Consider the following 25,735-nt stretch of genomic DNA (forward strand, 5'->3'; position numbering starts at 1 on the left):
TTTTCTGCGTATAGCGTGCCAGTCTGCCGAATTTCGCCAGATCAGCTACCGCAGACTTGGCGGCAAGCGTCGCTCGTCCTCGCCCTTCCTTGTCTTGATAGAGACCGGAATAAACCGTCCGTCACCTTCCAGACCGTGCTCCATCGCCTCGAGCAGCGACATATCGTCGCTCAGCAGACCCGAACGCCGCAGCGCCTTGTCGCGCAGGATGCGCAGCCCGTCCTCGTCCGTGTCGCGCGCCGCATCCGGCAGCTCATCGCGTACCGGAACATACAGCACGCCTGCCGGTACGATTTCGTTCAGCTCGGCGGTCAGGCGGGCACGATAGCGGTCCAGACCCTCCTGCTGCAGCGTGTATAGATAGATGATAAGCTGCATGTTGAGTCCGTACCAGATGTCGGACAGCGAAAATGACTTTTTGCCGCTTTTGTAGTCCATAACGCGCAGATAGAGACGACCGTTTTTGATGTAGCCGTCCACGCGGTCCACCTTGCCGGAGAGTGAAACCGACACATCGCCGTCCTCGCACTGCACGGGCGGCAGGTCGCCGCTGCGCGAGAAGTCCAGCTCATAGTCAATCGGCGCAAAGTCGGATACGCGCAGTTCTTCGATCACGTTGTCGAGGATCTGCTCCACGGCGCGCACCAGTCGGCGGAACAGGTATTGGAAGCGCGCGGTTTTATTCTCCAGGCCGCCAAGCTCCTCCGCGACATACTGCCGTACCGCTTCACGGCAGGCTTTCCGCACGGTCGGCTGATCGGCATGGGCGGCGCCGCCCTCGCACTTTCCAAGGGTATCCAGCGCATGCTCGAGCACATAGTGGATGAACGTGCCGGTCGAGAGCGCATCAAACCTCGCCACGCGGCGCGGCTTGGCCTTGAGGCCGTACTGCATAAAGAACGCAAACCGGCAGGAATAGAACGTATCCACGCGCGAAGCGGTCAGATTAAGACTTTTTCCGTACAAGCCGTCAATCGTGTGCGGACTGCTCAGCGGTCCTCTGCCGCGCCGCTGCGCCTGCGCGTTTTTGACTCGCTCATCATCCTTATAGTAGTCATAGGCGGCCCGCACAGCGGCTGTCCGGTCGCCCGAAAGATACGCGCACGCAAGTTCGACCGCCGGTCGTTCCGCCTGCAGGCGGTCGCGCACGGTCTCCGTCCGGTGGGTGGAAAACGGCACATCCGGCAGCAGCTCCCGCACTGTGTTCACGAAGTAGGACGGCCGCGTTTCACCGCCGCCTGCGTCGATGGTGTGATACGTCAGCAGCAGCTCGTCTGTCGGGCACGCGAGTGCCCGATAGAGCGTTTCCTGCTCCATCAGCAGGCGTTCCTCGCCGTAGGCTTTGAGTTCCACGCCGAGCGCATCCATTTTGTCGCGGTCCATGTCACTCAGCAGCGAGGTCGAGGACGGGGTTTTCGGTATCAGGCCGTCGTTAACGCCCAGCAGGATGACATATTTCGCATTTTCCGTACACGCACGCTCGATGTTGCCGCAGGTCACGCGGTCGAGCGAAACCGGAATCGTACCCACATCGTACTCGCCGAGCACCAGCCGGAACAGCTGCGCGAAACGGTCGAGCGTCAGCGGCATATCCCCGCACACCCACGCGAACTGCTCCATCGCAGAAACCAGGATTTCCCACAGCTGGCGGTACTCGTCGGCCAGCTGCAGACGCCCCGCCTGCTCGTGTCCGGCGGCGCGGTCGGTCATGCGCTGCGGCGCGTCCACCGCGAGAAGGAATGCATAGAGCGCACGCACGCAGTCACCTGCAGGCTGCTCACCTGCAAGTGCCTCGCGCAGTGCGGAGAACGGCGCGATTGCCCGTTTGCGGAGTGTGTTCAGTTCGGCAAGCTGCGCCTTCGCATTCTCGTCGATGGACAGACCATAGCCGTCCGGATGCTCGGTCCACTCGCGTTCCCATGCTCCGCCGCGGACGTTCCAGGTGAGCACATAGTTCTCTAATTTATCAATTTCGTCCCAATCCAAGCCCGCAAGTCCGGTCTTGAGACAGGAGACAGATCTTCATATCGGAAGTGATTTCGTACCGCCTCGAGTGCATTTGTGACCAGCGCCATCGGCGGACGGGACAGCAGATCCGGCTTTTCCGCGAGGAACACCGGAATGTCGTACCGCGCCATCGCCATTGCGAGAAACGCGCTGTACGGCTCGATATCGCGTGCCGCAACCACAAAATCGCGGCAGCGCGCGCCTTCGTCCCGCACCTTGCGCCGAATGTAAGCCGCCGCGTGCTCGCACTCGTCAAACGGCGAAGCCGCCTCGTACAAACGAACGCCAGCCGCGCTCTCCTGCGGGGTGCGCACCGGCAGCAGGCTTTCGCGTTCGAGCGCAGCCAGTCCCGCCGGTCGAGCCACCTTGCTTTCGCCCAGTTCGATGCGCTCGACCATCTGGTTATGATGCTTTGCCATCCGGGTTAATCTCTGCACTGTTTTACAGCCGGTAAGGAAAATCTCCGGGTAATCCGTATCACAGGTTACCGCCGCAGAGAGCGGCACACCCGCTGCCAGCATGGCATCGACCACTGCACTTTCCTGCACGGTAAAGCCGAGAAAACCATCCAGATAGACCGCTGCACCGTCCAGCGTGTGGCTTTCTGCCAGGCGGTCGCGCAAATGTGTCAGACGGTCTCTCGGGTCGGGCAGGGACTCCTCGCACAGGCGCTCGTAGGCTGTTAAAATCTGTGCAAGATCGGATAATTTTTCTGCAAGTACCGCGTCCTCACTTTCCTCGGCAGCCGCAAACAGCGTCTCCGGTGCGACCGCACAGGTTTTGCACTCGTCGATCAGCCGCAGCGCCTCCTGCAGCAGCTCCGGCTTGTCTGCCAGACCCTTCCACGCACTCAGCCCCCCCTGCACACGGCGTGCCGCCTCCTGCAAGGTCAAAAGCTGACCTGCCGGCGTCAGCATCTGCTGTGCCAGTCCGCCGACCTCAGAGAACACACGGTCAGCCAATCGCGAGAACGTCAGCACCTCGGCCGTGCGTGCGCCGTGGTTGTGCGTGGCTGCGGCAAGCCGCCGCTCCATCAGGTGCGAGTTCAGCTCGGGCACGAGCAGAATCTGCCGTCCCTCTCCCCTTTCACTCAGCGCCGCGATCTCCCGCAGGATGGCCGTTGTCTTGCCGCTTCCCGCTCGTCCGGTCCAGATCCGCATGGCACACTCTCCTTTCGTTTCATAGCTATTTGATTATAGCACAACCGGAGCAAATTGAAAATTGGTAATGGAAAACGGAAAATTATCAATAACAACCGTATGGTCATTTTATATTTTCTGTGCGTTATCAGCGTATTTTCCAGTCTTTTTCGAACTTTTACAGCGTTTTGTTTGCATTCACATATTCTGTAAAATTATTTTTTCAAAAAACTCTTGCATTTTTCTCCGCTTGGGACTATACTTTCCTCAGGCGGAACAATAAAGGCTCTGCCCCGCAAAACCAAATATTTGATTCTTCAGGCAGGGTGCAATTCCCTACCGGCGGTACAGCCCGCGAGCGGATGCCATTCGGCGGAAGCATGATTCGGTGAAATTCCGAGGCCGACAGTATAGTCTGGATAAAAGAAGAATGCGCGGAAAGATTTTCCGTTGTTTGCTGTTCTGAAATGCCGATTCGGTGTTTCAGACTTTTTATTTTCACAATGCTTTTTTCAGCGTCCCGAAGATTCTGTCTTTGGGACGTTTTTTTGGCTGTCGCCAAACTATCGTGAAATTTTCTACAGAATTATTATATCAGGTGATTCTATGCAGGAGCAAAAACAGGAATATATGCGTCAGGCGTTGGCGCTGGCCCAGCGCGGAGCCGGTCACGTCAATCCGAATCCGATGGTCGGCTGCGTCATCGTCAAGGACGGAAAAATCATCGGTGAAGGCTGGCACGAGCACATCGGCGGCCTGCATGCCGAGCGCAACGCGTTCGCGCACTGCACCGAGGACTGCACAGGCGCAGACCTGTACGTCACGCTCGAGCCGTGCTGCCACTGGGGACGCACGCCGCCGTGCACAGACGCAGTCATCGAGCACAAGATCGGCCGCGTGTTCGTCGGCTGCCTCGACCCGAACCCGCTGGTAGCCGGCAAAGGCGCACAGATCCTGCGCGACGCAGGCATTGAAGTCGAGACCGGCGTGTGCGAGGACGAATGCCGCCGCGTGAATGAAGTCTTCTTTCACTACATCACGCACAAAACGCCGTTTGTGACGCTCAAGTACGCGATGACGCTGGACGGCAAAATCGCCGCGCACACAGGCGACAGCCGCTGGGTTACCGGCGAGACCGCCCGCCGTAATGTACACGAAACGCGCAACCGGCTGCCCGCCATCATGGTCGGCATCGGCACCGTGCTTGAGGACGATCCGCTGCTCACCTGCCGCATTGACGGCGGGCGCGATCCGATCCGCATAATCTGCGACAGCCGCGCACGCACGCCGATCGACAGCAGAATCGTACAGACGGCAAACAAAATCCCGACCTATATCGCGGTCGTCGGTCGAAATGAGCGCACCGCTGAACTGGAACGGCACGGTGTACACATTCTCGAATGCAAAACGAAAGACGAGCGCGTAGACCTTGCCGACCTGATGCACCAGCTCGGCGCACTCGGCATCGACGGCATATTGCTTGAAGGCGGTTCGGCACTTGCGTTCTCCGCGCTGCAGGCCGGTGTGGTGCACCGCGTGCAGGCGTACATCGCCCCGAAAATCATCGGCGGTGCAGGCGCAAAAAGTCCGGTCGGAGGTCTGGGATTTGACAAGATGGTGCAGGCGCTTCCGCTGAAGGACGTGACCTGCACGCCGATGGGCGAAGATTTCCTGCTTGAAGGGAGATTGTAATGTTTACTGGACTTATCGAAGAAATCGGTACGGTGCGGCGCATCGAGCGCGGCGCAAAGGGCGCTCGGCTGACGATTGCGGCAGATACCGTGCTGGAAAATACCAAAATCGGCGACAGCATTGCCACGAACGGCGTATGTCTGACCGTGGTCGCGCTGACGGATGACAGCTTCAGCGCCGACGTGATGGCGGAGAGCCTGCGGCGTTCCGCGCTCGGCAGTCTGCAGAGCGGCTCGCTGGTCAATCTGGAGCGCGCGATGCCTGCCGACGGACGGTTCGGCGGTCATATCGTATCCGGCCATATCGACGGCACCGGCTCGGTTCTCTCGCAGCGGCGCGAGGACAACGCCGTGTGGGTGACGATCAAAACACCGGCTCCCCTGCTCCGGTACATCGTCGAAAAAGGCTCGATCGCCATTGATGGCGTCAGCCTTACCGTGGCGGCTGTGACGGACACCGACTTTTCGGTCTCCATCATCCCGCACACCGGCGCACAGACCATTCTGCTCGGCAAAAAGCCGGGCGAGCCGGTCAACCTCGAATGCGATGTGATCGGCAAATACGTTGAAAAAATGCTCACGCCGCACAAATCCAGCGGTATTACAATGGATTTTCTTGCACAACACGGATTTTAACGGAGGTTTTCTTTTATGGAATATCAGTTCAATACAGTTGAAGAAGCGCTCGAAGAACTTCGCGCCGGACACCTCATCCTCACCATCGACGACCCGGACCGCGAGAACGAGGGCGACCTCATCTGCGCCGCACAGTTCGCCACGACCGAAAACGTCAACTTCATGGCGACCCATGCCAAGGGCCTGATCTGCACACCGATGAGTGAGCAGGTTGCGCTCCGTCTCGGTCTGGAGCAGATGGTAAAGGTCAACACGGACAACCACCACACCGCGTTCACGGTCTCCATCGACCATGTGGACACCACGACCGGCATTTCCGCCGAGGAACGCGGCTTTACCTGCCGCAAATGTGCGGATATCCACACCAAGCCGGAGGAGCTCCGCCGTCCGGGACACGTTTTCCCGCTTGTTGCACGCCGCGGCGGTGTGCTGACCCGCAACGGCCACACCGAGGCGACTGTCGATCTGTGCCGTCTGGCCGGACTCGAGCAGTGCGGTCTGTGCTGTGAGATCATGCGCGATGACGGCACGATGATGCGCACGCCCGAGCTGATGGAGAAGGCCAAAGAATGGGGTCTCAAGATCATCACCATCAAGGACCTGCAGGACTACTGCCGCCGTCATGATAAGCACGTTGTCCGCGAAGCTTGTGCGAAAATGCCCACCCGTTTCGGTGAGTTCCGCATCTACGGCTACGTCAACGACCTGACCGGCGAGCACCATGTTGCGCTCGTCAAGGGCGAGATCGGCGATGGCAAGAACCTGCTCTGCCGCGTACACTCCGAGTGCCTGACCGGCGACGTGTTCGGTTCCCGCCGGTGCGACTGCGGTCAGCAGCTGGCGGCAGCCATGCAGCAGATTGACAAGGAAGGACGCGGCGTGCTGCTCTATATGCGCCAGGAAGGCCGCGGAATCGGTCTGATCAACAAGCTGAAGGCGTATGAGCTGCAGGAAAAGGGCTTCGATACAGTCGAGGCAAACGTAAAGCTCGGCTTTGCGCCCGACCTGCGTGAATACTGGATCGGCGCTCAGATTCTGCAGGACCTCGGCGCAAAGGAGCTGCGCCTGCTGACCAATAATCCGGAGAAGATTTACGGTCTGGACGGTTTTGGTGTAGAGATCACCGAGCGCGTGCCGATCGAGATCGCACCGCAGAAGGACGACGCGTTCTACCTCAGAACCAAGAAAATTAAGATGGGTCACCTCTTTAGTGAAACATTGTAATCAATCTATCCCGCAGGGCGGGATGACCTCACCTCGCCCTGCAATATATCTGTTCACCATATTGAAAGGAAGATTTTAAGATGAAGGTACTCGAAGGCAAGTTAGTAGCAACCAAGGGCAAGTTTGCAATCGTTGGTGCACGTTTCAACGAATTTATCGTTTCCAGCTGATCTCCGGCGCGGAGGACACGCTGGTACGTCACGGTGTGGACACGGATGACATCACGCTCGTATGGGTTCCGGGTGCATTTGAGATTCCGCTGGCGGCGCAGAAGCTGGCGCAGAGCGGCAAGTATGATGCAGTTATCTGCCTCGGCGCGGTTATCCGCGGCTCGACCAGCCACTACGACCTCGTGTGCAACGAGGCTGCCAAGGGCATTGCACAGGTCAACCTGCAGACCGGTGTGCCGGTGACCTTCGGCGTGGTTACCACCGAGAACATCGAGCAGGCCATCGAGCGCGCAGGCACCAAGGCCGGCAACAAGGGCGCAGATGCAGCGATTGCGGCTCTCGAGCTGGCAAACCTGCTGCCGCAGCTCTAAAATTGTGCAAAAAAAAAATGCTCTCTGATGATTCAGAGAGCATTTTTATTTACCATCCTCAATTCTCCATTTTCCTCCTGCAGACGAAAAACCACCCGAGAAAATCCCGGGTGGTTTTCTTTATTCTACCGAGCCTTCTCCGCCCATGAGCGCGGTCAGCTCCTCAATCCGCTCCAGTGGGAACGGCGGGAACGCCACCGGCTTCATGGCGATGGACATCAGCTTCATCGGGTTATCGTCCGCCGCTGCGCGGTTAGAGTGCAGTACACCGCGCCTGCCGGTACGACCGGACGGCCGCACACCCTGCAGGTGAAGCTGTCGTCGCAGGCGTGCGTTTTGTAATAACCCTTTTGATATTGCTTGCGTTTATTCTCCCGATTCATGAGAATTCCTCCTGAAAAGTCGATATTATTCGTCCTTTGGGGAGGTGGTTTATGGGTTCAGCCGACCTCCCGGTCAGCTTACCGAATCCAATTCGCCGTATTTCTTCAAAAAGCAAAGCTCCTTTAATTATTTATCCTTAAGTGCGTCCTTTACCTTATCCCAGAAGCTCTTGCGCTTGACCTGATTCTCGTCGGTAGACGTTTCCTCGAACTCACGCAGCAGCTTTTTCTGCTTGTCGGACAGGTTCTTCGGCACCTCGATGTTTACGCGGACGTACTGGTCGCCGCGACCGCGGCCGTTGACATTCTGAATGCCCTTGCCGCGCATGCGGAACGTCGTACCGGTCTGCGTGCCTTCCGGAATCTTGTACTCGATGCGGCCGTCGATGGTCGGCACCTGCAGCGTATCGCCGAGTGCGGCCTGTGCGAACGAAATCGGAATATCGACATGTACATCCGAGCCGTTGCGGGTAAAGATCGGATGCGGACGGATGGCAACCGTTACGAACAGATCGCCTGCGGGACCGCCGTTCACGCCTGCATTGCCCTGACCGCGCTGCTGGATGGACTGACCATCGTCGATACCTGCCGGAATGTTGACCTTGAACTTGCGGGTCTTGCGGACACGACCCTGACCGCCGCACTTCGGACACGGCTTCTTGATGATCTTGCCGGTGCCGCGGCAGTTCGGGCAGGCGCCCTGCGTCTGGAACATGCCGAGCGGCGTGCGCTGGGTCTGCGTAACAACGCCGGTGCCGCGGCAGTTCGGACAGGTCTCCGCCGTGGTGCCCTTTGCGGCACCTGTGCCGCCGCAGTCGTCACAGGATTCGATGCGCTCGACCGTGATCTCCTTCTCACAGCCGAATGCGGCTTCCTCGAAGGACAGGATCACCGTCTGACGGATGGATTCGCCTCGCTGCGGTGCGTTGCGGCGGGACGACCGTCCGCCACCAAAGCCGCCGCCGAAGAATGAGCCGAACAGGTCGCCCAAATCGCCCATGTCAAAGCCGCCGCCGTAGCCGCCTGCACCGGCGCCGCCGCCGTAACTCGGGTCAACGCCGGCAAAGCCGAACTGGTCGTACTTGGCGCGCTTCTCCTTGTCGGACAGCACCTCGTATGCTTCGTTTACTTCCTTGAACTTATCCGCAGCCTCCGGATTATCCTTGTTGAGGTCCGGGTGGTACTTGCGCGCCAGCTTGCGGTATGCCTTTTTCAGCTCATCATCACTTGCGCCCTTCTGTACGCCGAGCACTTCATAATAATCTCTTTTATCAGCCATAAAAAATCATCCTATACACAGGGATAGGCGCACCAAAGTGCGCCTCTCCATTAGAGTGGAGTGTGGAGAGTGAAGAGTGAGGAGTTTTTCTCTCCACTCTTCACTCTTCTATCTTCACTCTTGCTTATTACTTATTGTCGTCGTCCTTAACCTCGGTGAAGTCAGCGTCTACAAAGTCGCCCTGCTGGCCGCCCTGTGCGCCTGCACCCGGCTGGCCGCCCATGTTCGGGTCGCCCTGCGGTGCCTGCTGCTGATAGATCTTGCCGGCCAGATCGGAGAACTTCTTGGACAGACCTTCGGTTGCAGCCTTGATCATATCGGTATCGGTGCCCTTGAGCGCTCCTTAACCTTTTCGATCTCAGCCTGAACGCCTGCCTTCTCATCTGCGGACAGCTTGTCGCCCAGATCGGTCAGTGCCTTCTCGGACTGGAATACCAGCTGCTCAGCGTTGTTGCGAACCTCAACTGCTTCCTTGTTCTTCTTATCCTGCTCAGCGTACTGCTCAGCCTCGTGCATTGCCTTGTCGATCTCGTCCTGAGACAGATTGGTGGATGCAGTGATGGTGATCTTCTGCTCCTTGCCGGTGCCGAGATCCTTAGCGGATACGTTTACGATGCCGTTTGCGTCGATATCGAAGGTAACCTCGATCTGAGGAATGCCGCGCGGTGCCGGAGCGATGCCGTCGAGGGTGAAGCGGCCGAGGGTCTTATTGCCCGCAGCCATCTCGCGCTCGCCCTGCAGAACATGGATCTCAACCGACGGCTGGTTGTCAGCTGCAGTGGAGAAGATCTGGCTCTTCTTGGTCGGGATGGTGGTGTTGCGGTCGATCAGCTTGGTGCATACGCCGCCGAGGGTCTCAATGCCGAGGGACAGCGGAGTTACGTCGAGCAGCAGCACGTCCTTGACCTCGCCGCCAAGTACGCCGCCCTGAATGGATGCGCCGATTGCTACGCACTCGTCCGGGTTGATGCCCTTGAAGCCTTCCTTACCGGTGATGCCCTTAACAGCCTCCTGTACAGCCGGGATACGGGTGGAACCGCCAACCAGCAGAACCTTGGACAGATCGGAAGCGGACAGACCAGCGTCGCTCATAGCCTGACGAACCGGGCCCATGGTGCGCTCTACGAGGTCTGCGGTCAGCTCGTTGAACTTTGCACGGGTCAGGGTCAGCTCGAGGTGCTTCGGGCCGGTTGCGTCTGCGGTGATATACGGCTGGTTGATGGAGGTCTGGCTCATGCCGGACAGCTCGATCTTTGCCTTCTCAGCAGCTTCCTTCAGGCGCTGCATAGCCATACGGTCATTCGACAGGTCAATGCCGTTGGACTTCTTGAACTCGTCAACCATCCAGTCGATGATGCGCTGGTCGAAGTCATCGCCGCCGAGGTGGGTATCACCTGCGGTGGACAGAACCTCCAGAACGCCCTCGCCGATATCCAGGATGGATACATCGAACGTACCGCCGCCGAGGTCGTAAACCATGATCTTCTGCTCGGATTCCTTATCTACGCCGTAAGCCAGCGCAGCAGCGGTCGGCTCGTTGATGATACGCAGAACTTCCAGACCTGCGATCTTGCCGGCATCCTTGGTAGCCTGACGCTGCGAGTCGGAGAAGTAAGCCGGAACGGTGATGACCGCCTGATTGACCGGCTGGCCGAGGTATGCTTCTGCGTCAGCCTTCAGCTTCTGCAGGATCATAGCGGAAATCTCCTGCGGGGAGTACGGCTTGCCGTCGATGTTTACGCGGTAGTCGGTGCCCATGTGACGCTTAATAGAAATAATGGTACGGTCAGCGTTGGTTACAGCCTGGCGCTTAGCGACCTGACCGATCATACGCTCGCCGTCCTTGGAAAATGCAACAACAGACGGAGTGGTGCGCGCACCCTCAGCGTTAGGGATGACTACGGCTTCGCCGCCCTCCATAACAGATACACAAGAGTTCGTCGTACCAAGGTCAATACCAATGATCTTACCCATAATAAATACACTCCTTAATAGTTAGGATTTAGTTTACTTTAATTAATAGTTAGTAATCAGTTTGCAACCTTCACCATCGCATGGCGAATAACCTTATCGCCGATCTGGAAGCCCTGCTGGAAGGTTTCCGCGATAACATTCTCACCGAGGCTTTCATCCTCAACGTGCATAACCGCGTTGTGGAAGTTCGGATCGAATGCGGTGCCTGCGGTAGCGTCGATGACGGTGACGTTAATGCCCTTGAGGCTTTCGGTCAGCTGCGTCATGGTCAGCTCGACACCCTTTTTATATTCGGTGTCGGCGGTCTCTGCCTTGAGCGCCCGCTCGAGGTTATCGTAGGTCGGCAGCAGTGCGGTTACGGCGCGGCTGACTGCATCGGTGTACGCCTGCTCGCGCTCGCGCTGGCTGCGCTTGCGGAAGTTGTCGTACTCCGCCGCCATGCGGAGATAACGATCGTTCAAGTCGTTATACTTGGCTTCCCAGTCCGTCGCGGGCTTTGCATCAGCCTTAGCGGTCTCCTCTGCGGGAGCCTCGGTCTTTACCTGCTCCTGCTCTTCCGCCTCCGGCTTTGTCTTTTTGCTCATGTCGTTTTGTGCCTCCGTTTACAGGAAATCAATGATTTCCGTCTTTTTCATCTAAAAATGTCTCGGCAATCAGCTTGTTCAGCCCTTTTGCAAAGCGGCTGAGCTGTGCGGACAGCTTGGCGTAATCCATGCGGGTCGGACCCACGATGCCGATCGCACCCTGACCGATCTTGCCGATATCGTATTTTGCGTAAATCGCCGAGGTTTCACTCAGCGGGTTTTCACCGTTTTCCGGTCCGATGAAGAACTGGATGCCGTCGATCTTGCGGGTGGCCGGCAGCAGGTGCTTACGGTCGTCCTCCATGTAATCGAGCAGCGTCTGCGCCTTTTTCGTATCGCGGTACTCCGGAAAACGAAGCAGCTTGCTGGCACCGTCGAGGTAAACCTTCTGGTCGCTCAGCTCGGTGATCAGCTCTGCGATGTACTCGGCCACCGGAGCGAGCAGCGCGGTCAATCCCGCGGCGCGGCGCACAATGTCGAATCGCTCGGCGGTGATGCTCGAGAGCGGCAGTCCGGTCAACGTCTGGTTGAGCACATAGGTGAGCAGCTCGGCCTCATCCTTGGAGACCTCGGCCACCGTGCGGACCATTTTATTCTTGACCGTGCCCGAATCCGTAACTACTACGATTACGAAATTCATCTTATCGACTGCAATGATCTCAAACTGCCGGATGGCGATCTGCGTCATGGCCGGTGTGATAGCAACCGACGCGTAATTCGTCAGACTGGTGAGCAGCTTGCCGGCTTCCTGAATGAGGTGGTCAAGCTCGCGTACCTTGGTAAGCACGCTGTTCTGCAGTGCGTTTCCGTCCTCCGCATTGTCGGCCGGACGCTCCATCAGTTCATCCACATACAGTCGATAACCCTGCGGTGAGGGGATTCGCCCCGCAGAGGTGTGCGGCTTTTCGAGGTAGCCCATGTCCTCCAGTTCACTCATCTCATTGCGGATGGTGGCGGACGAGAACGGCAGCTCGTGTCCCTCGGTCAATGCCTTGGAGCCAACCGGTTCAGCCGTGCGGATGTAATCGCCGATGATGGCTTTGAGTATTTGCTTTTTACGTTCCGAAAGCTCCACCGAAGCAGACTCCTTTCTTTCGGTTGTTAGCACTCCATCTCCCCGAGTGCTAAACTTAATTTACCACCACATACGGACAAAGTCAAGTGCTGTTTGTGAACAATTTATGAAATGATGGTCGGAATTTTATCACACTCGTCTGCCGAGTGCTGAAATGCCAATTTTCACCGTATGAAAAATGCTCTGATTTGGTCGTTTTTCCTTGCGTTCGCGTTCACACAGTGATAAAATTATTATGAGAGAGACAGGCAATCGTTCGATTGCCGTAGAGAGAAAATCCGCTCTATAAAAAGGAGAACAAACATGAAGGAAATCAAAGTTGGCATCGTTGGTTTGGGCCGTCTCGGTTCGGTACACGCGCAGAATCTTGCGTTCAAGATTCCCGGCTGCAAGCTGGTCGCTGCCTGCTCGCTCGTGCAGAAGGAGCTGGACTGGGCAAAGGACTACCTCAAGGTGGAGTACACCACCACGGACTACAAGAAAATGGTTGATGAGGCAGACATTGAAGCTGTCGTTATCGTCTCCTCCTCTCCGGAGCACTGCTGGATGATCGAGTACGCGCTCGATGCAGGCAAGCACGTTTTCACCGACAAGCCGCTCGGCTGCTCGCTTGAGGAGTGCAAGCGCGCTGAGGCTGCTGTTGAACGTCACCAGGACAAGATCTTCTTCCTTGGCTTTATGCGCCGCTACGATCCGTCCTATGCGGATGCAAAGGCACAGATCAACGCAGGCCGCATCGGCAAGCCGTATCTGGTAAAGGCTACCGGTCTGGACCCGGAAGCACTGGTCGAGAGCTGCATCAAGTTCTCCAAGACCTCGGGCGGCATCTTCATCGACGCGGCTTCGCACGACATTGACCTGATGCGCTGGTTCCTCGGCGGTGAGGTTACCGAGGTTTACGCCGCAGGCACCAACTTTAAGCACCCCGAGTTTGCCGAGAACGGCGACACCGAGACCGGCATGGCAATGCTCAAGTTTGACAATGGCACGGTCGCTTTCCTGCACGTTGGCCGTACTGCGCCGCACGGCTACCACACCGAGACCGAAATCGTCGGCACCGAGGCGCATATCCGCGTAGCCGGTGTACCGTGGAAGGACCGTGTAATGGTTTACGATCAGTACGGTGCCCGTCAGGAGATCGTCGAGAACTTCCCGCAGCGTTTCGCAGAGGCTTACCTGCTCGAAATGGTGGACTTCATCGACTGCATCCAGAAGGACCGCAAGCCCGAGCTGACCGTTTACGACGGCACCAAGGCAACCCTCGTTACCTACGCGATTACGGATTCGTTCCACTCCGGCAAGCCGGTTCAGGTACAGTATTAATATATTGTAAAATCGCACAAAAGCAGAGTCGAAAGGCTCTGCTTTTTCTTGCATATTTTCATCTTCTCTGCTATTATAATGGCAAGGAGGTAGAGATTATGAACAACAACATTCCCATTGCCCGCTGGCTTTCCATGTTCTGGCTGTGCAGCGCCGTTTCACTGGTGCTTGGACAATTCAGCGGCTCCGTCACTTTGAACGGTACAAACGGTGCAGCGCTCACCGTTACCGGCATTCTCGGTATATTCTGCACCCTCGTGCAGTTTTATCCGTTTTACCGGTTCAGCCGCGTGTCCGAGCGCCTGCAGCGTGCGTTCACAGCCACTGTGCTCAGCGTGGCGGCAACCGTTGTCGGCCTGCTGGCCATGACGCTCGTTCCGAGCGACACGCCGCCGTATACACCCAGCACGTTTTATCTGCTGTTCAGCCTGATCGCACTTGCCGGTGTGATCGCAGCCTATGTCTCGCAGTTCTGGCTGTACACCGGACTGGACGATGTCTGTACAGAGCGCGGCTACGACTTTCCGCCCAAGCGTATTCGCTGGTGCTTTTATCTTTCCCTTATCAACATTTTGCTGCGCATGCTGCCAACTTCCATTCCGATTTTTCTCTCGCAGATTGCCAGCCTTGTGCTGCTTGCCCTGTTTATCCGTGCCGCATATCAAGCGGAAAAGCTGACCGTATAACCCAATATAAAAGAAAAAGGACCGCTGGGGCGGTCCTTTTTCTTATATATGAGAGATTATTTGTAGAGAGCAGGTTTATCCATCATCTCGATCGGCAGGAACTGATTCGTGCCGCGGGAACGGTTGAGCGTGTCTGCTGCGACGCAGGCAGCGTAGCCGTCCCATGCGGACGGACCATCCGGCTCACCCTTCTCCTCGAGTGTCTTGACCCAATGGGTCAGCTCAATGTCATAGGCTTCAATAAAGCGGTCCTTCCAGTCGGTCAGGATCGGGAACGAACGGGTTGCGTTCGAGCGCTTGACAACCGCATACGGATCAGGCAGGTTGACTGTGCCCTTCTCGCAGACGACCTGACACTGGATGTCGTAACCGTAAGCGTCCGCAACCTGAACCTCTACGTCAATACGCGCACCGGACTGGGTTTCCAGCAGCACGATCTGCGGGTTGTCGTAACCCTTGGTAGAGCACGCGGACTGGCGCACCTTGAGCACCTGACCGCTCTTATACTCATCGCCGAGCAGCCAGCGGCATATGTCCAGCTCGTGGATTGCAACGTTGGAAACGCCCATCTCGGTCTGGAAGCCGTCCGGCTGAGACACGTTACGGTGGCACGCGTGAATCATCAGCGGCGCACCCAGCTCACCGGAGTCGATGATGCGCTTCATCTCGGCGTAGCCGCGGTCATAGTGGCGCATAAAGCCGACCTGTACCAAACGCTTGCCGTGTGCGGTCTCGGCCGCGATGATTTTCTCGCAGTCGGCGGCACTCTGTGCCAGCGGCTTCTCGCAGAACACCTGCTTGCCCGCTTTGAGAGCCTCGAGCACATAGCCTGCGTGGCTCGGGTCGGACGAGGTGATAACGACCGCCTGCACCTCCGGTGCTGCAATCAGCTCCTCGCCGGTCTTGTATGCCTTCATGCCTTCGTACTGCGCCGCAACCTTAATCGCAGCTTCTTCAAAATAGTCTGCACAGGCAACAACCTGACAGCCCGGAACAATGTCCGTCAGGCGTCGAATGTGATCGCGGCCAATTGCGCCGCAGCCAATAACACCAATATTCAGCATGCTGATCCTCTCCTTTTAACAGCAAGAATAATCGCTTAAAATCTCGTTAATACTCGCGGATTCCCGCGTTTTTTCACACTTTTTTCTTCATTGTATACATTGTACCGCAATCCCGCCGTCACGGTCAACCGTCCCACCAAAACATTGGTAGCCTGCCTAAAAAAGCACCGCAAATTTATGGCAAAATGAAGGCTCAAAAGCAGATGACAGTGCATTTTTGATTGTGCACTGTGCGTAGTTATACTTGACGTCAGCGCTGCTCTCCCCTATACTTTGAAGTAGAAAAGGAGAATGTGTCAATGGCAGTTACCATACAAAAAATCGCAGAGCTGTCCGGTGTGTCGCGCGGCACGGTGGACCGTGTGCTGCACGGACGCCCCAACGTCAATCCGATGATACGCGAAAAAGTTGTCCGTGCCGCAGAAAAACTCGGCTACCAGTCTCCAGTGCCGCCGAAATCGGCAGATTGCAGGCAAGCGGCTATTCTCATTCCGCAATGGACGGATGGGCACTTCAACCGGCAGATCGTCAGCGGCATTCGCAAGGCACTGCGCTATATCGCCGATCCGGCGTTTATACTGACCGAGCAGCCGCTGCGCACCATGACGATGCAGGAGCTGCTCCGCGCGATGGACGAACAGATTCGTTCCGGCGTGGACGGACTCATTATCCGTGCCGAGAATACGCCGGAGGTCCGCGCCGCCATCGAGCAGGCGGTGCAGAAAGGCGTTACCGTCATCACCTATGATGCCGATGTGCCGCACAGCGGCCGTCTGTGCCACGCCGGACAGGATCTTGTCCGCGCAGGCGCTATCGCCGCCGGTGTCATGGCGCGGCTCATCCGCCCGCCCGAGCACGTTCTCATTGTCACCGGAAATCTGCGTATGGAGGCCCACAAAGGCCGCGTGGACGGCTTTTGCCGCCGGCTGCTCGAGCTGGGTTTCTCCGAAGATGCCTACCGCGTGATCGAAACCAACGAAATGCCTGAACTCACCGGTGAACTCGTCGCGCAGGCGCTTCAGGCCGACAGCCGCCTGCACGCCGTCTATATGGCCTGCCAGCCGCTCTCCGGCTGCATCGCGGGCATCCGAAAAGCGCGGCGCACCACCCGTCCGCATATCGTCTGCAACGACCTCACGCCAACCGCGAAGCGGTATCTGCGCGAGGGAACGGTGGATTTCGTGATCGGTCAGTCATTCTCGCAGGAATCGTTCCACGCCGTGTTGGCGATGTATCAAATGCTGCTGCGCGGCGTGCAGCCCAAACGGGAGCTGTATTATACCGATCTGCGGTTGATTACGCAGGAGATGTTGTAACGAGAGATTGCATTTAGCGATTTGCAGTAATTGAGAATTGATAATGGAGAATGGAAAATTGACGTGACGGTTTACCGTTGTGTGGGTGGCCAATGGCCGCCCCTACGGGATAGATTGTGCAGGTCGGATACAAGCGGTGCGCCGAGTCGTCACACCCTACGGTATAACGAGTGCAATTCGTAGGTGTCGTGCAAAATATCCAAGCCAACGAGTTGCGCGACACTGTTATGTCGCGCCTGTGAAGAATAACCCGCATGTGTAGCAGTACGCTATCTGTGAACTGCGAATAGTTTGCGAAAGACACGCAATGGTAACCCGACTGCCGTTCCCCATATCGAAGCGGTCGCCGTTCTCTGATCTGCGCCAAACTAAGAAATAAAGGAAGATGGAGTCCCAAGAGGATAGAACCTTAGGTGTCTATCCTTTTGGTCCCCCAGCCAAAGGTTGGCTCCCATTTCCAATACTTTAGTAATCAGATAACGATTTACACAACAAAAAAGAGCCGCTTTACAGCGACTCTTTTTTGTTTGATATGCGCGGACTGATTACTTAGCAGCCAGACGGCGAGCCTTAGCAGCCATGCGCTCACGAGTAACGTCGAGCAGTACGGCGCCGATGATAACCAGGCCGAGTACGAGGTTCTGTACTGCCGAAGAAACGGACAGCAGGGAGAAGCCGTTACGCAGAACAGCGATGATCAGCGCGCCGAGCATGGTACCAACCATGGTGCCCTTGCCGCCCATGAAGGATGCGCCGCCGATGATGCAGGCTGCGATTGCGTCGGTATCGTACGGCTGAATAGCGTTAACGCCGTTGCAGATACCGGAACGACCGATGGATACGATACCAGCCAGAGCTGCCATGAAACCGGACAGGGTGTAGCAGAAGGTCAGCACGTTAGCGGAGTTGATACCGGACAGACGAGCTGCTTCCGGGTTGCCGCCTACACAGTAGATGGAACGGCCCAGAGCGGTCTTGGTCAGCAGGATGTGCATGATAACGTAGATGACAAGTACTACGATAAAGGATACCGGGAAGCCGGCTACGGTCGAAGAACCGAGCCACATAACAGCATCATTACCGGAGAAGGATACCATCTGAGAGTTGGTGATGATCAGCGCACCGCCCCACAGTACGTTCTTCATACCGAGGGTAGATACGAACGGATGCGGCAGGTGCAGACGGGTAAGAAGCATACCGTTGATCCAACCGATCAGGGTGCCGCCAACGATGGCAACAACCAGCAGCAGAACCGGATTGTTCATGTCCTTGTTAACCAGCATACCTGCAAGGCAGGCAGCGAACGTTGCGTTCGCACCTACGGACAGGTCGATGCCGGCGGTGATCAGGCAGAGCAGCATACCGGTGGATACCAGTGCATTGAACGAGGTCTGCTTGAGAACAGACATCATGTTGGAATACTTAAAGAAGTTCGGCGAAGCGATCGCCAGAACTACACAAAGGATTACCAGTGCGCCAAAAGTACCAGCATAAGACATCAAACTGCTGGATTTCTTCGATTTAGTCATCTAATTTACCTCCCCAAGCTGCCTTCATAAGGTCTTCCTGATTGAAATGTTCGCTGTCACGGTCTACTTCGGCCATTACTTCGCCGCCGCGCATTACGATTACGCGGTCGGACATGCCGAGGATCTCAGGCATTTCCGAAGATACCATGATAACGCACTTGCCCTGCTTGACAAGGCTGTTCATTACGTTGTAAACCTCGACCTTTGCGCCGACGTCGATACCACGGGTCGGTTCGTCAAAGATAAAGATCTCTGCATCCGTGTTGACCCACTTGCCGATTACGACCTTCTGCTGGTTACCACCGGACAGCTGGCCTACGATCTCGTCGATCGACGGGGTCTTGATGCGCAGCGACGCAATGTTCTGCTCGCCTGCCTCGAGGATCTTCTTTTCGTTCAGGAACAAGCCCGAAGAGAAGCCCTTCATGTTAGCAAGAATCAGGTTGGTGCGAATGGTCTGAGCCAGTACCAGACCCTGTCCCTTACGGTCCTCGGTGAGGAACGCAATGCCGTGATGGATCGCCTGACGCGGGGACTTGATATGTACTTCCTTGCCCTTGATCTTGATCTTGCCGCTGTCGATCGGATCTGCGCCGAATACTGCGCGCATGATCTCGGTACGGCCGGCGCCGACCAGACCTGCAAAGCCCAGAATCTGTCCGCCGTATGCCTTGAAGGATACATCGTTCAGGACGCCTGCCTCAACAACGTTGTCAACCTCGAGCATCGGCTCCTTGGACTTTTCGCCGAATTCCTTCGGGAACTGGTTGTCCAGCGAACGACCTACCATTGCGGTGATCAGGGAGTCATTATCCCACTGATCGATCGGCTTGGTTGCGATGAACTCACCGTCACGGATAACCTCAACGCGGTCGCACAGCTCGAACAGCTCCTCCAGCTTATGGGATACAAAGACGATGCCGATGCCGCGTGCCTTCAGTTCACGGCACGTCTTCATCAGCTGCTCAACCTCTTTCTCGCCCAGAGAGGAGGTCGGCTCGTCCATAATAATCATTTTTGCGTTGATCAGAACCGCCTTCGCGATCTCGATCATCTGCTGTACGCCCATACCAAAGTTACCTGCCGGCTTGGTCGGGTCTACGTCCTGACCGAGCGAAGCCATAACTTCCTTTGCCTTTTTATGCATGGTCGGGTAATCCAGCAGAGTACCCTTTTTAATCCACTTGTTGATGAAAATGTTGTCAGTAATGCTCAGCAGCTTCTCAATATTAAGCTCCTGATATACGCACGCGATGCCAGCCGCTGCCGAATCGTTCGGGTCCTTAAAATGCTGCTCGACGCCGTCTACGAAAATCTGACCCTCGTCTGCCTGATGTACACCAGTCAGCACCTTGATCAGCGTAGATTTGCCTGCGCCGTTCTCACCGATCAGGCCGAGGATCTCGCCCGGCTTGACGGAAAGCTGCATGTTTTTCAGAGCCACTACGCCCGGAAAACGCTTGGTCGCGTTTTTCAGTTCTACTACGTATTCACTCATTTGCATATCACCTTTTCTTCTCCGAGATGAAGTGCGGGACAAAGTAAACTGTTCTCGGTTCAGTTCCCTAAGGAAAAGCCTGCCCAGTGCAAGCTCTTTACCATTTCTTGTCCGCGGGAGCATGTTTGAAAAGAGAACCCCTGCAGAGATTAAAATCGAGCAGGGGTTTCTTCTCGTTCACTTAAATGCTGGAACTAATGGAAAACCACAAGCGTGTGGGATGGATTGCTTAGCCGATGTAGCCCTTCAGGGTATCCAGACGCTCCTGAGCGTTATCCTTGTTGACAACGGAGCAACCGGAGTCGATGAACTTCTCCAGCTTCTCACCGTTAACAGCCTTTACAGCAGCCTCAACTGCCTTGTAGCCCATGTCGTATGCTTCCTGAGCAACGGACATGGTCTCCTCGCCAGACAGGATAGCGTTGCAAGCGGACTGGATGCCGTCGAAACCAACGAAGATGGTCTTCTCGTAAGCAGCGTTGCCCTTTGCAGCACGAGCAGCAGCCATAGCCATATCGTCGTTGTTGCAGACGATGATAGCGACGCCTTTCGGATGGTTCTGCATGATTGCTTCCATCGAGGTAGCAGCCTTATCAGCAACAGCGTCAGCGTACTGGATCTCGTCCTTCAGGAACTCGCCGCCAGCCTCGGTAACGCCCTTCTCATAACCGGTCAGACGAGCGGTAGCAGTGCCGTCGCCCTGTACACCGGAAATTGCGATAGCCTGAACCTTATCCCAGCCAGCAGCCTTAGCAGCCTCAACAGCAGCCTTGCCGCCCATTGCAGCAGCATCCTCGTTGCCGGTGCCTACGAAAGACAGAACCTCAGGTGCGTCGATGTTGGTATCAACAGCAACGATCGGTGCGGTCTGGCCAGCGATCAGGGTCTTAACGAGGTCAGCCTGCAGCGGAGCGATAACGAATGCATCGTATGCACCGGAGTTCAGGTCGGTCTCGATCATATTCTGCTGCTCGTCGTAAGCGGTCTCGGAGGTAGCGCCCTTAACCTCAACCTTTACGTCCGGGTTGTCCTTGGAGTAAGCCTCAGCGCCAGCCTTAACGTAGCTCCAGTACTCGGAAGCAGTCGTCTTCAGGATAACGTCAACAGAGCAGCCGGAAGTGGTGCCAGCCTTATTGCCGCCGGTCTTGTCGTCCGTAGACGGGGTGGAAGAACCGCCGCCGCAAGCTGCAAGGCTTGCAACCATAGCGCCGGTCATCAGCATAGCAAGTAATCTCTTCTTCATGATAAAACCTCTCTCCTTTTTTATGCGGAGCAGACAGTCTCTCATGTTGTCTGCTCTGCGGTCGGTTCCCACTGCTGTGGGACTTAGGAACGCTCCAACGTTCTGGTAATATTTTAATGCAATAATATCGTTTTGGCAACCCTTCGTTGTTATTTTTGTAAGAGGTGGTGATTTTCACACATTCCGTTTTGTACACATTCACAAATTCCTGCTGTGACATTTGAAAATCCGACGCCGTGCATTGTGCATTTTTATTTTTCTTACGGCATTTTTCCCATAAAATCATGGAAATTTCATGGTCGTTTTGGGCACATTTTGGAGACATCTCTTGCCACCAAAGGTTACAATGTGGTAAAATTACAGTATCCTAATGAGAGAAGGAATACGACAATGAAGCTTGCTATCAAAACCTGCACGCTGGATATGCCCTATGAGCAGATGCTCGATTTCTGCGTGGAGCAGAAAATTGCCGCTATTGAAATCGGCACCGGCAACTGGTCGGGTGCGCCGCACTGTGACCTCGACCTTCTGGTAAGCGACAAGACCGCCCGTGAAAAATGGTATGACGCCATGCGTAAAAAGGGGCTGGAGCTGTGCGCGCTCAACTGCTCGGGCAACCCGCTCGCGTATGAAAAGGACATGGATGTAACCAAGAAAACCTTCGAGCTGGCGCATCAGCTCGGAGTAAAGAAGATCGTTATGATGAGCGGTCTGCCGGTCGGCTGCGAGGGCGATAAAACGCCGGTGTGGATCACGACCTCGTGGCCGCCAGAGACGCAGGACATTCTGGATTACCAGTGGAATCAGGTTGCGATTCCCGCATGGAAAAACCTTGTTAAGCTGGCGGAGGATTGCGGAATCGAGCGAATCGCGCTCGAAAACCACGGTATGCAGCTGGTTTACAACCCGGAAACGCTGCTCCGTCTGCGTGAGGCTGTCGGTCCGATGATCGGCATGAACCTCGATCCGTCCCACCTGTTCTGGATGGGCGGCGATCCGATCGAAGCGGCCCGCGTGCTCGGTGAGCACGGCGCGATTTACCATATTCACGGCAAGGATTCGCGGCCGGAGCGCCGCTACTGGCAGCCAAACGGCATGCTGGATACCAAGCCGATCGACGCATTTGCCCGACGCTCGTGGAACTATGTTGCCGTCGGCGCGGGACACGATGCCAAGTGGTGGAAGGAGTTTTTCTCGGTTGTCCGCATGTCTGGCTACAACGATGAGATTTCCCTTGAAATGGAAGATTTGACGCTCTCCATGCTCGACGGTCATCTCGCCAGCCTGCAGGTGCTGCGCGAAGCGCTCAATATTGGTTAAGGCAACACCGCACCATTAAAGCCGCGGTGCTTTGCGAAAATTTTGTGTCCTGACTTTGGCTTCGGTTCCTTGCGAGAGTTCCGTCCGCGCTGCCGAAGTTTCACGGTAATACATCAAGTATTACCGCAAAACTGTGCCTCGTCAGTACGCAAAATTCACTCGCAAATCACTCTTGTTCAATTATGCGGTATTGCCTCAAATCTTATATCTATAATAACAGGTGCTGTAATTTACGCTTACAGCACCTGCTTTCTTTATTATATTAAGTCTTAGCGTTCCTTAAGAGAAATATAAGGCTCCGCAGGCTGCACGCAGCGGTACGCCGGACGGATGATCTTATCCGTGTTGATCAGCTCTTCCAAGCGGTGGGCGCTCCAGCCGACGATACGCGCCATCGCGAACACCGGCGTGTACAATTCCGGCGGCAAACCCAGCATGGAATACACAAAACCTGAGTAAAAATCAACATTTGCGGACACACCCTTATAGATGTGGCGTTCCTGCGCGATAACCCGAGGCGCCACCTCCTCGACCATGGTGTACAGCGCGAAATCCGCATCTCTGCCCTTCTCGTGCGCCAGCTGACCGACGAAGGATTGGAATACCTGCGCACGCGGGTCCGAGATCGAGTACACAGCGTGGCCCATGCCGTAGATGAGTCCCTTCTGGTCAAATGCCTCACGGCGCAGCAGCTTGACAAGATAGTCCGCGACTGCCTGCTCATCCGTGGTGTCCGACACGTTTTTCTTCATATCCTCGAACATCTGCACGACCTTGTAGTTCGCTCCGCCGTGCTTCGGGCCTTTCAGTGAACCGAGCGCCGCAGAAATAGCCGAATAGGTATCCGTGCCGGAGGACGTGACAACGTGTGTTGTGAACGACGAGTTGTTGCCGCCGCCGTGCTCCATGTGCAGCACAAGCGCCAGATCGAGCACGCTGGCCTCGAGCGGCGTGTACTGCATATCCGGGCGCAGCATGCGCAGGAAGTTGGACGCAGTAGACAGACTGTCCGACGGGTAGTGAATGTACATGCTGCCGCCGCACTCGTAGTGATTGTAGGCGTGATAGGAATACACAGCCAGCATCGGAAAGACCGAAATCAGCATCAGCACTGCCGCAGCACGTTCGGCAGGCTGATATCATCCGCGTTGCTGTCGTAGGATGCCAGCGTGAGCACACTGCGCGACAGGCTGTTCATCATATCATGCGTCGGCGCCTTCATGATAACATCGCGCGTGAAATTGGTCGGCAGCGTGCGTCCCTGTGCCAGCAGAGCCTTGAAATCGCCCAGACTCTTGGCATCCGGCAGCTCACCGAACAGCAGCAGATAGGCAACCTCCTCATAACCCTTGCGGCCGTCACGGATGAAGCCCTGCACCAGATCCTGAATGCGAATGCCGCGATAGTACAGCTCGCCCTCACAGGGCACGATTTCGCCGCCTATCTCCTTGCGGGAGATAATGTCCGAAATGTTGGTCAGACCGGCCAGTACGCCCTGTCCATTGATGTCGCGCAGACCGCGCTTGACATCGTACTTGCGGTACAACGCCGGATCAATGCGGCTGTTCGAGCGGCAGAGCGCCGCCAGCGCTTCCACACGCGGCGTGACCTGTAAAATATCGTGTTCCGGTGTCATGATGATTCCTCCCTTTTACTGTATTGTGTGATATATTTATTGTATCAGAATCCACTCGCGTTTACATGACATTTTTTGCACAGTTCCGTTAATAATTCGTAAATTTTTTCGCATATCTCAGCAGTTACACCGGATATGCCCACAAATTTGATAAATTTATGCATAAAAAGGCACAATGAGTTTCTCATTGTGCCTCAGCTTGTCGAAAAAGCAATATTCGATTTTTATGCTTCGTGCGGCAGCACGCATTCAATCGAATTTGCTTTGCAAATTCATAAATTCCGGGAGCATGTATCTCGGAATTTATACAAGGGAAGAAAAAATGTGTCCGCAGGACGCGGTTTTTCTTCGAGATTCGCTCGAAAGCGTGGTTTCGAGCGAGAGGCTGTTCGGAAAACAAAGTTTTTCGACAGTCTCAAGCACCGTCTTTGTTAATCAAAGACAGTGCTTGAAAAATCAGGTATACGATTTCGGAATCTTTATGGTTCTCTCCTGCGCGGGAAGGTGCCGGGCGACTTCCTGCCGGATTTTCTCATTCTTGATCATGGTCGGCATGTGCGCCCGCACGGTAATATCGTGCGAGGCGTTCGGGTTCGCCGGAAGAATATCGCTCAGTTTGGTGTCCATTGTGATGCGGTAACGCGGCAGATCGGTCAATCCGCGCCGGATAGACGCCGTTCCGGTGTTGGTCAGTACGCTGACCTGAATACCGTTTTTCTGCAACAGCGGCTGCATCCACCCGTCGCGCGCGCCGAACGGATATGCGAAAAACAGCACGTTTTTCTGGCTGGTATTTTGCGTGATGAGGTCGATGCTCTGCTTGAGGTCCTCGCCGACGCGCTTGTTATACGCCGCCTGCGACTCGCCCTTCAGCCGCTGGATGCCGTTGATGCCGTCCGGTGCGGTCAGTCCGCCGTACTGCGGGTTGTGCAGGTTGTAGGTGTGAGAGGCCAGCTCCACCAGACCGCTGTCGGCCATTTCGGCTGCCTCATCCCACTTGATGAAAAAGCGGTTCGCTTCCGTGTTGTCGTTTGCGCGGATGCTTTTGCCGATCAGTGCAATGACGGCCTTCATGCCGGTTTTCTGCAGAATCGGGTACGCAATATCGTAATTGGAGCGATAACCGTCGTCAAAGGTGATCATGACCGGCCGCTCGGGCATGGCTTCCTTTCCGGCTCGGATGTCGATCAAATCCGCCGAGAGTAGCGGCGTGTAGCCGTTGTATTCCAGATATTCCATGTCCTCCTGAAAACGCTCGCCGGTGATGGTCATGCTCGTCACGGCGGACGGGTCGTTCGTCAGGTTGTGGTACATCAGAATCGGAACCTTCGAGGCAGTATTTGCCGCGCTGCAGCTGATGCAGGATACAAAAAATGCACCTGTCAGTCCGAAAAGGACCAGGCGTTGCCAGAATTTTTTCATATGTAAGCCTCCTATCGCTTATTGTTCGTTCAGTATATCATATTACAGTGGATTTGTCGAGCGGTATAACTCTTGCGTGAAGCGCGCAAAAGGCTTATAATAATAGCATTGCAGGCCGCACGGGCAGACGAAAAATTGCGTGTTTCCGTTCGGTACTGCAGTTGC

At 55.9% G+C, this 25,735-nt stretch carries 17 protein-coding genes, 4 pseudogenes and 1 riboswitch; of the genes and pseudogenes, 8 read left to right on the top strand and 13 right to left on the bottom strand.

The window, feature by feature from the left end:
• Window positions 1-45: 45 nt before the first annotated feature.
• Both DXB00_RS03110 and DXB00_RS03115 read right to left on the bottom strand, forming a co-directional pair.
• Window positions 46-1,986 (bottom strand): PD-(D/E)XK nuclease family protein, encoded by a 1,941-nt coding sequence (locus DXB00_RS03110; protein WP_147359180.1) that lies wholly within the window; start codon window positions 1,984-1,986, stop codon window positions 46-48.
• A complete protein-coding gene (locus tag DXB00_RS03115) occupies window positions 1,959-3,167 on the bottom strand; it encodes a PD-(D/E)XK nuclease family protein (protein WP_119214511.1) in 1,209 nt (402 codons plus the stop codon). Before DXB00_RS03115 ends, DXB00_RS03110 begins: the two co-directional genes overlap by 28 nt.
• Window positions 3,168-3,455: 288 nt before the next feature.
• A riboswitch (FMN riboswitch) is annotated at window positions 3,456-3,581 on the top strand.
• Window positions 3,582-3,752: 171 nt separating this feature from the next.
• On the opposite strand from DXB00_RS03115, the gene ribD reads away from it, so the two are divergent.
• The 4 genes and pseudogenes from ribD to ribH all read left to right on the top strand — a co-directional run bounded on the left by ribD (window position 3,753) and on the right by ribH (window position 7,238).
• The gene (gene ribD, locus DXB00_RS03120; RefSeq protein WP_118729008.1) at window positions 3,753-4,838 is read left to right on the top strand and encodes a bifunctional diaminohydroxyphosphoribosylaminopyrimidine deaminase/5-amino-6-(5-phosphoribosylamino)uracil reductase RibD; all 1,086 of its coding nucleotides are present in this window, start codon (window positions 3,753-3,755) and stop codon (window positions 4,836-4,838) included.
• Window positions 4,838-5,473 (top strand): riboflavin synthase, encoded by a 636-nt coding sequence (locus DXB00_RS03125; protein ID WP_118729009.1) that lies wholly within the window; start codon window positions 4,838-4,840, stop codon window positions 5,471-5,473. The genes ribD and DXB00_RS03125 overlap by 1 nt, the downstream gene beginning before the upstream one ends.
• Before the next feature lie 15 nt (window positions 5,474-5,488).
• Window positions 5,489-6,697, top strand: a complete 1,209-nt coding sequence (locus DXB00_RS03130; protein ID WP_117491331.1) for a bifunctional 3,4-dihydroxy-2-butanone-4-phosphate synthase/GTP cyclohydrolase II — start codon at window positions 5,489-5,491, stop codon at window positions 6,695-6,697.
• An 80-nt stretch (window positions 6,698-6,777) separates the two neighbouring features.
• Window positions 6,778-7,238, top strand: a pseudogene (ribH, locus tag DXB00_RS03135) (6,7-dimethyl-8-ribityllumazine synthase).
• A gap of 120 nt (window positions 7,239-7,358) precedes the next feature.
• Here the strand turns inward: ribH and DXB00_RS03140 are convergent.
• The 5 genes and pseudogenes from DXB00_RS03140 to hrcA form a co-directional block, all read right to left on the bottom strand.
• Window positions 7,359-7,621: pseudogene (locus DXB00_RS03140) on the bottom strand (hypothetical protein).
• Window positions 7,622-7,748: 127 nt separating this feature from the next.
• Window positions 7,749-8,900, bottom strand: coding sequence for a molecular chaperone DnaJ (gene dnaJ / locus DXB00_RS03145; RefSeq protein ID WP_118729010.1), 1,152 nt, complete (start codon window positions 8,898-8,900; stop codon window positions 7,749-7,751).
• A gap of 127 nt (window positions 8,901-9,027) precedes the next feature.
• Window positions 9,028-10,874: pseudogene (gene dnaK / locus DXB00_RS03150) on the bottom strand (molecular chaperone DnaK).
• Between the two features lie 56 nt (window positions 10,875-10,930).
• Entirely contained in the window at window positions 10,931-11,458 is a 528-nt protein-coding gene (gene grpE / locus DXB00_RS03155) for a nucleotide exchange factor GrpE (protein ID WP_118729012.1), read from the bottom strand.
• 28 nt (window positions 11,459-11,486) lie between these two features.
• Complete coding sequence (gene hrcA, locus DXB00_RS03160; protein WP_158557228.1) at window positions 11,487-12,533, bottom strand: heat-inducible transcriptional repressor HrcA; 1,047 nt, start codon at window positions 12,531-12,533, stop codon at window positions 11,487-11,489.
• Between the two features lie 303 nt (window positions 12,534-12,836).
• On the opposite strand from hrcA, the gene DXB00_RS03165 reads away from it, so the two are divergent.
• Complete coding sequence (locus tag DXB00_RS03165; RefSeq protein WP_118729013.1) at window positions 12,837-13,856, top strand: Gfo/Idh/MocA family protein; 1,020 nt, start codon at window positions 12,837-12,839, stop codon at window positions 13,854-13,856.
• Window positions 13,857-13,954: 98 nt separating this feature from the next.
• Window positions 13,955-14,542, top strand: a complete 588-nt coding sequence (locus DXB00_RS03170; protein WP_118286295.1) for a hypothetical protein — start codon at window positions 13,955-13,957, stop codon at window positions 14,540-14,542.
• 56 nt (window positions 14,543-14,598) lie between these two features.
• Here the strand turns inward: DXB00_RS03170 and DXB00_RS03175 are convergent, their stop codons facing one another.
• Window positions 14,599-15,606, bottom strand: a complete 1,008-nt coding sequence (locus DXB00_RS03175) for a Gfo/Idh/MocA family protein (protein ID WP_118286294.1) — start codon at window positions 15,604-15,606, stop codon at window positions 14,599-14,601.
• A gap of 299 nt (window positions 15,607-15,905) precedes the next feature.
• On the opposite strand from DXB00_RS03175, the gene DXB00_RS03180 reads away from it, so the two are divergent.
• Window positions 15,906-16,922 (top strand): LacI family DNA-binding transcriptional regulator, encoded by a 1,017-nt coding sequence (locus tag DXB00_RS03180; protein ID WP_118729014.1) that lies wholly within the window; start codon window positions 15,906-15,908, stop codon window positions 16,920-16,922.
• A 545-nt stretch (window positions 16,923-17,467) separates the two neighbouring features.
• On the opposite strand, the gene DXB00_RS03185 is transcribed toward DXB00_RS03180, so the two are convergent.
• The 3 genes from DXB00_RS03185 to DXB00_RS03195 all read right to left on the bottom strand — a co-directional run bounded on the left by DXB00_RS03185 (window position 17,468) and on the right by DXB00_RS03195 (window position 21,192).
• Window positions 17,468-18,451 carry an ABC transporter permease gene (locus DXB00_RS03185; RefSeq protein ID WP_118729015.1) on the bottom strand — a complete coding sequence of 328 codons (984 nt, stop codon included), beginning with the start codon at window positions 18,449-18,451 and terminating at the stop codon, window positions 17,468-17,470.
• Window positions 18,444-19,949 (bottom strand): sugar ABC transporter ATP-binding protein, encoded by a 1,506-nt coding sequence (locus DXB00_RS03190; protein WP_118729016.1) that lies wholly within the window; start codon window positions 19,947-19,949, stop codon window positions 18,444-18,446. Before DXB00_RS03190 ends, DXB00_RS03185 begins: the two co-directional genes overlap by 8 nt.
• Before the next feature lie 229 nt (window positions 19,950-20,178).
• A complete protein-coding gene (locus DXB00_RS03195; protein ID WP_118729017.1) occupies window positions 20,179-21,192 on the bottom strand; it encodes a sugar ABC transporter substrate-binding protein in 1,014 nt (337 codons plus the stop codon).
• A 390-nt stretch (window positions 21,193-21,582) separates the two neighbouring features.
• Here DXB00_RS03195 and DXB00_RS03200 point away from each other — a divergent pair, with 390 nt between their 5' ends.
• The gene (locus DXB00_RS03200; RefSeq protein ID WP_118729018.1) at window positions 21,583-22,512 is read left to right on the top strand and encodes a sugar phosphate isomerase/epimerase family protein; all 930 of its coding nucleotides are present in this window, start codon (window positions 21,583-21,585) and stop codon (window positions 22,510-22,512) included.
• Window positions 22,513-22,781: 269 nt separating this feature from the next.
• Here the strand turns inward: DXB00_RS03200 and DXB00_RS03205 are convergent.
• Window positions 22,782-24,148 (bottom strand): annotated as a pseudogene (locus DXB00_RS03205) (citrate/2-methylcitrate synthase).
• Window positions 24,149-24,604: 456 nt separating this feature from the next.
• A complete protein-coding gene (locus DXB00_RS03210; RefSeq protein ID WP_118668025.1) occupies window positions 24,605-25,570 on the bottom strand; it encodes a polysaccharide deacetylase family protein in 966 nt (321 codons plus the stop codon).
• Window positions 25,571-25,735 lie beyond the last annotated feature (165 nt).

The organism is Butyricicoccus sp. OF10-2 (assembly GCF_003481925.1).
Lineage (GTDB): Bacteria > Bacillota > Clostridia > Oscillospirales > Butyricicoccaceae > Agathobaculum > Agathobaculum butyriciproducens.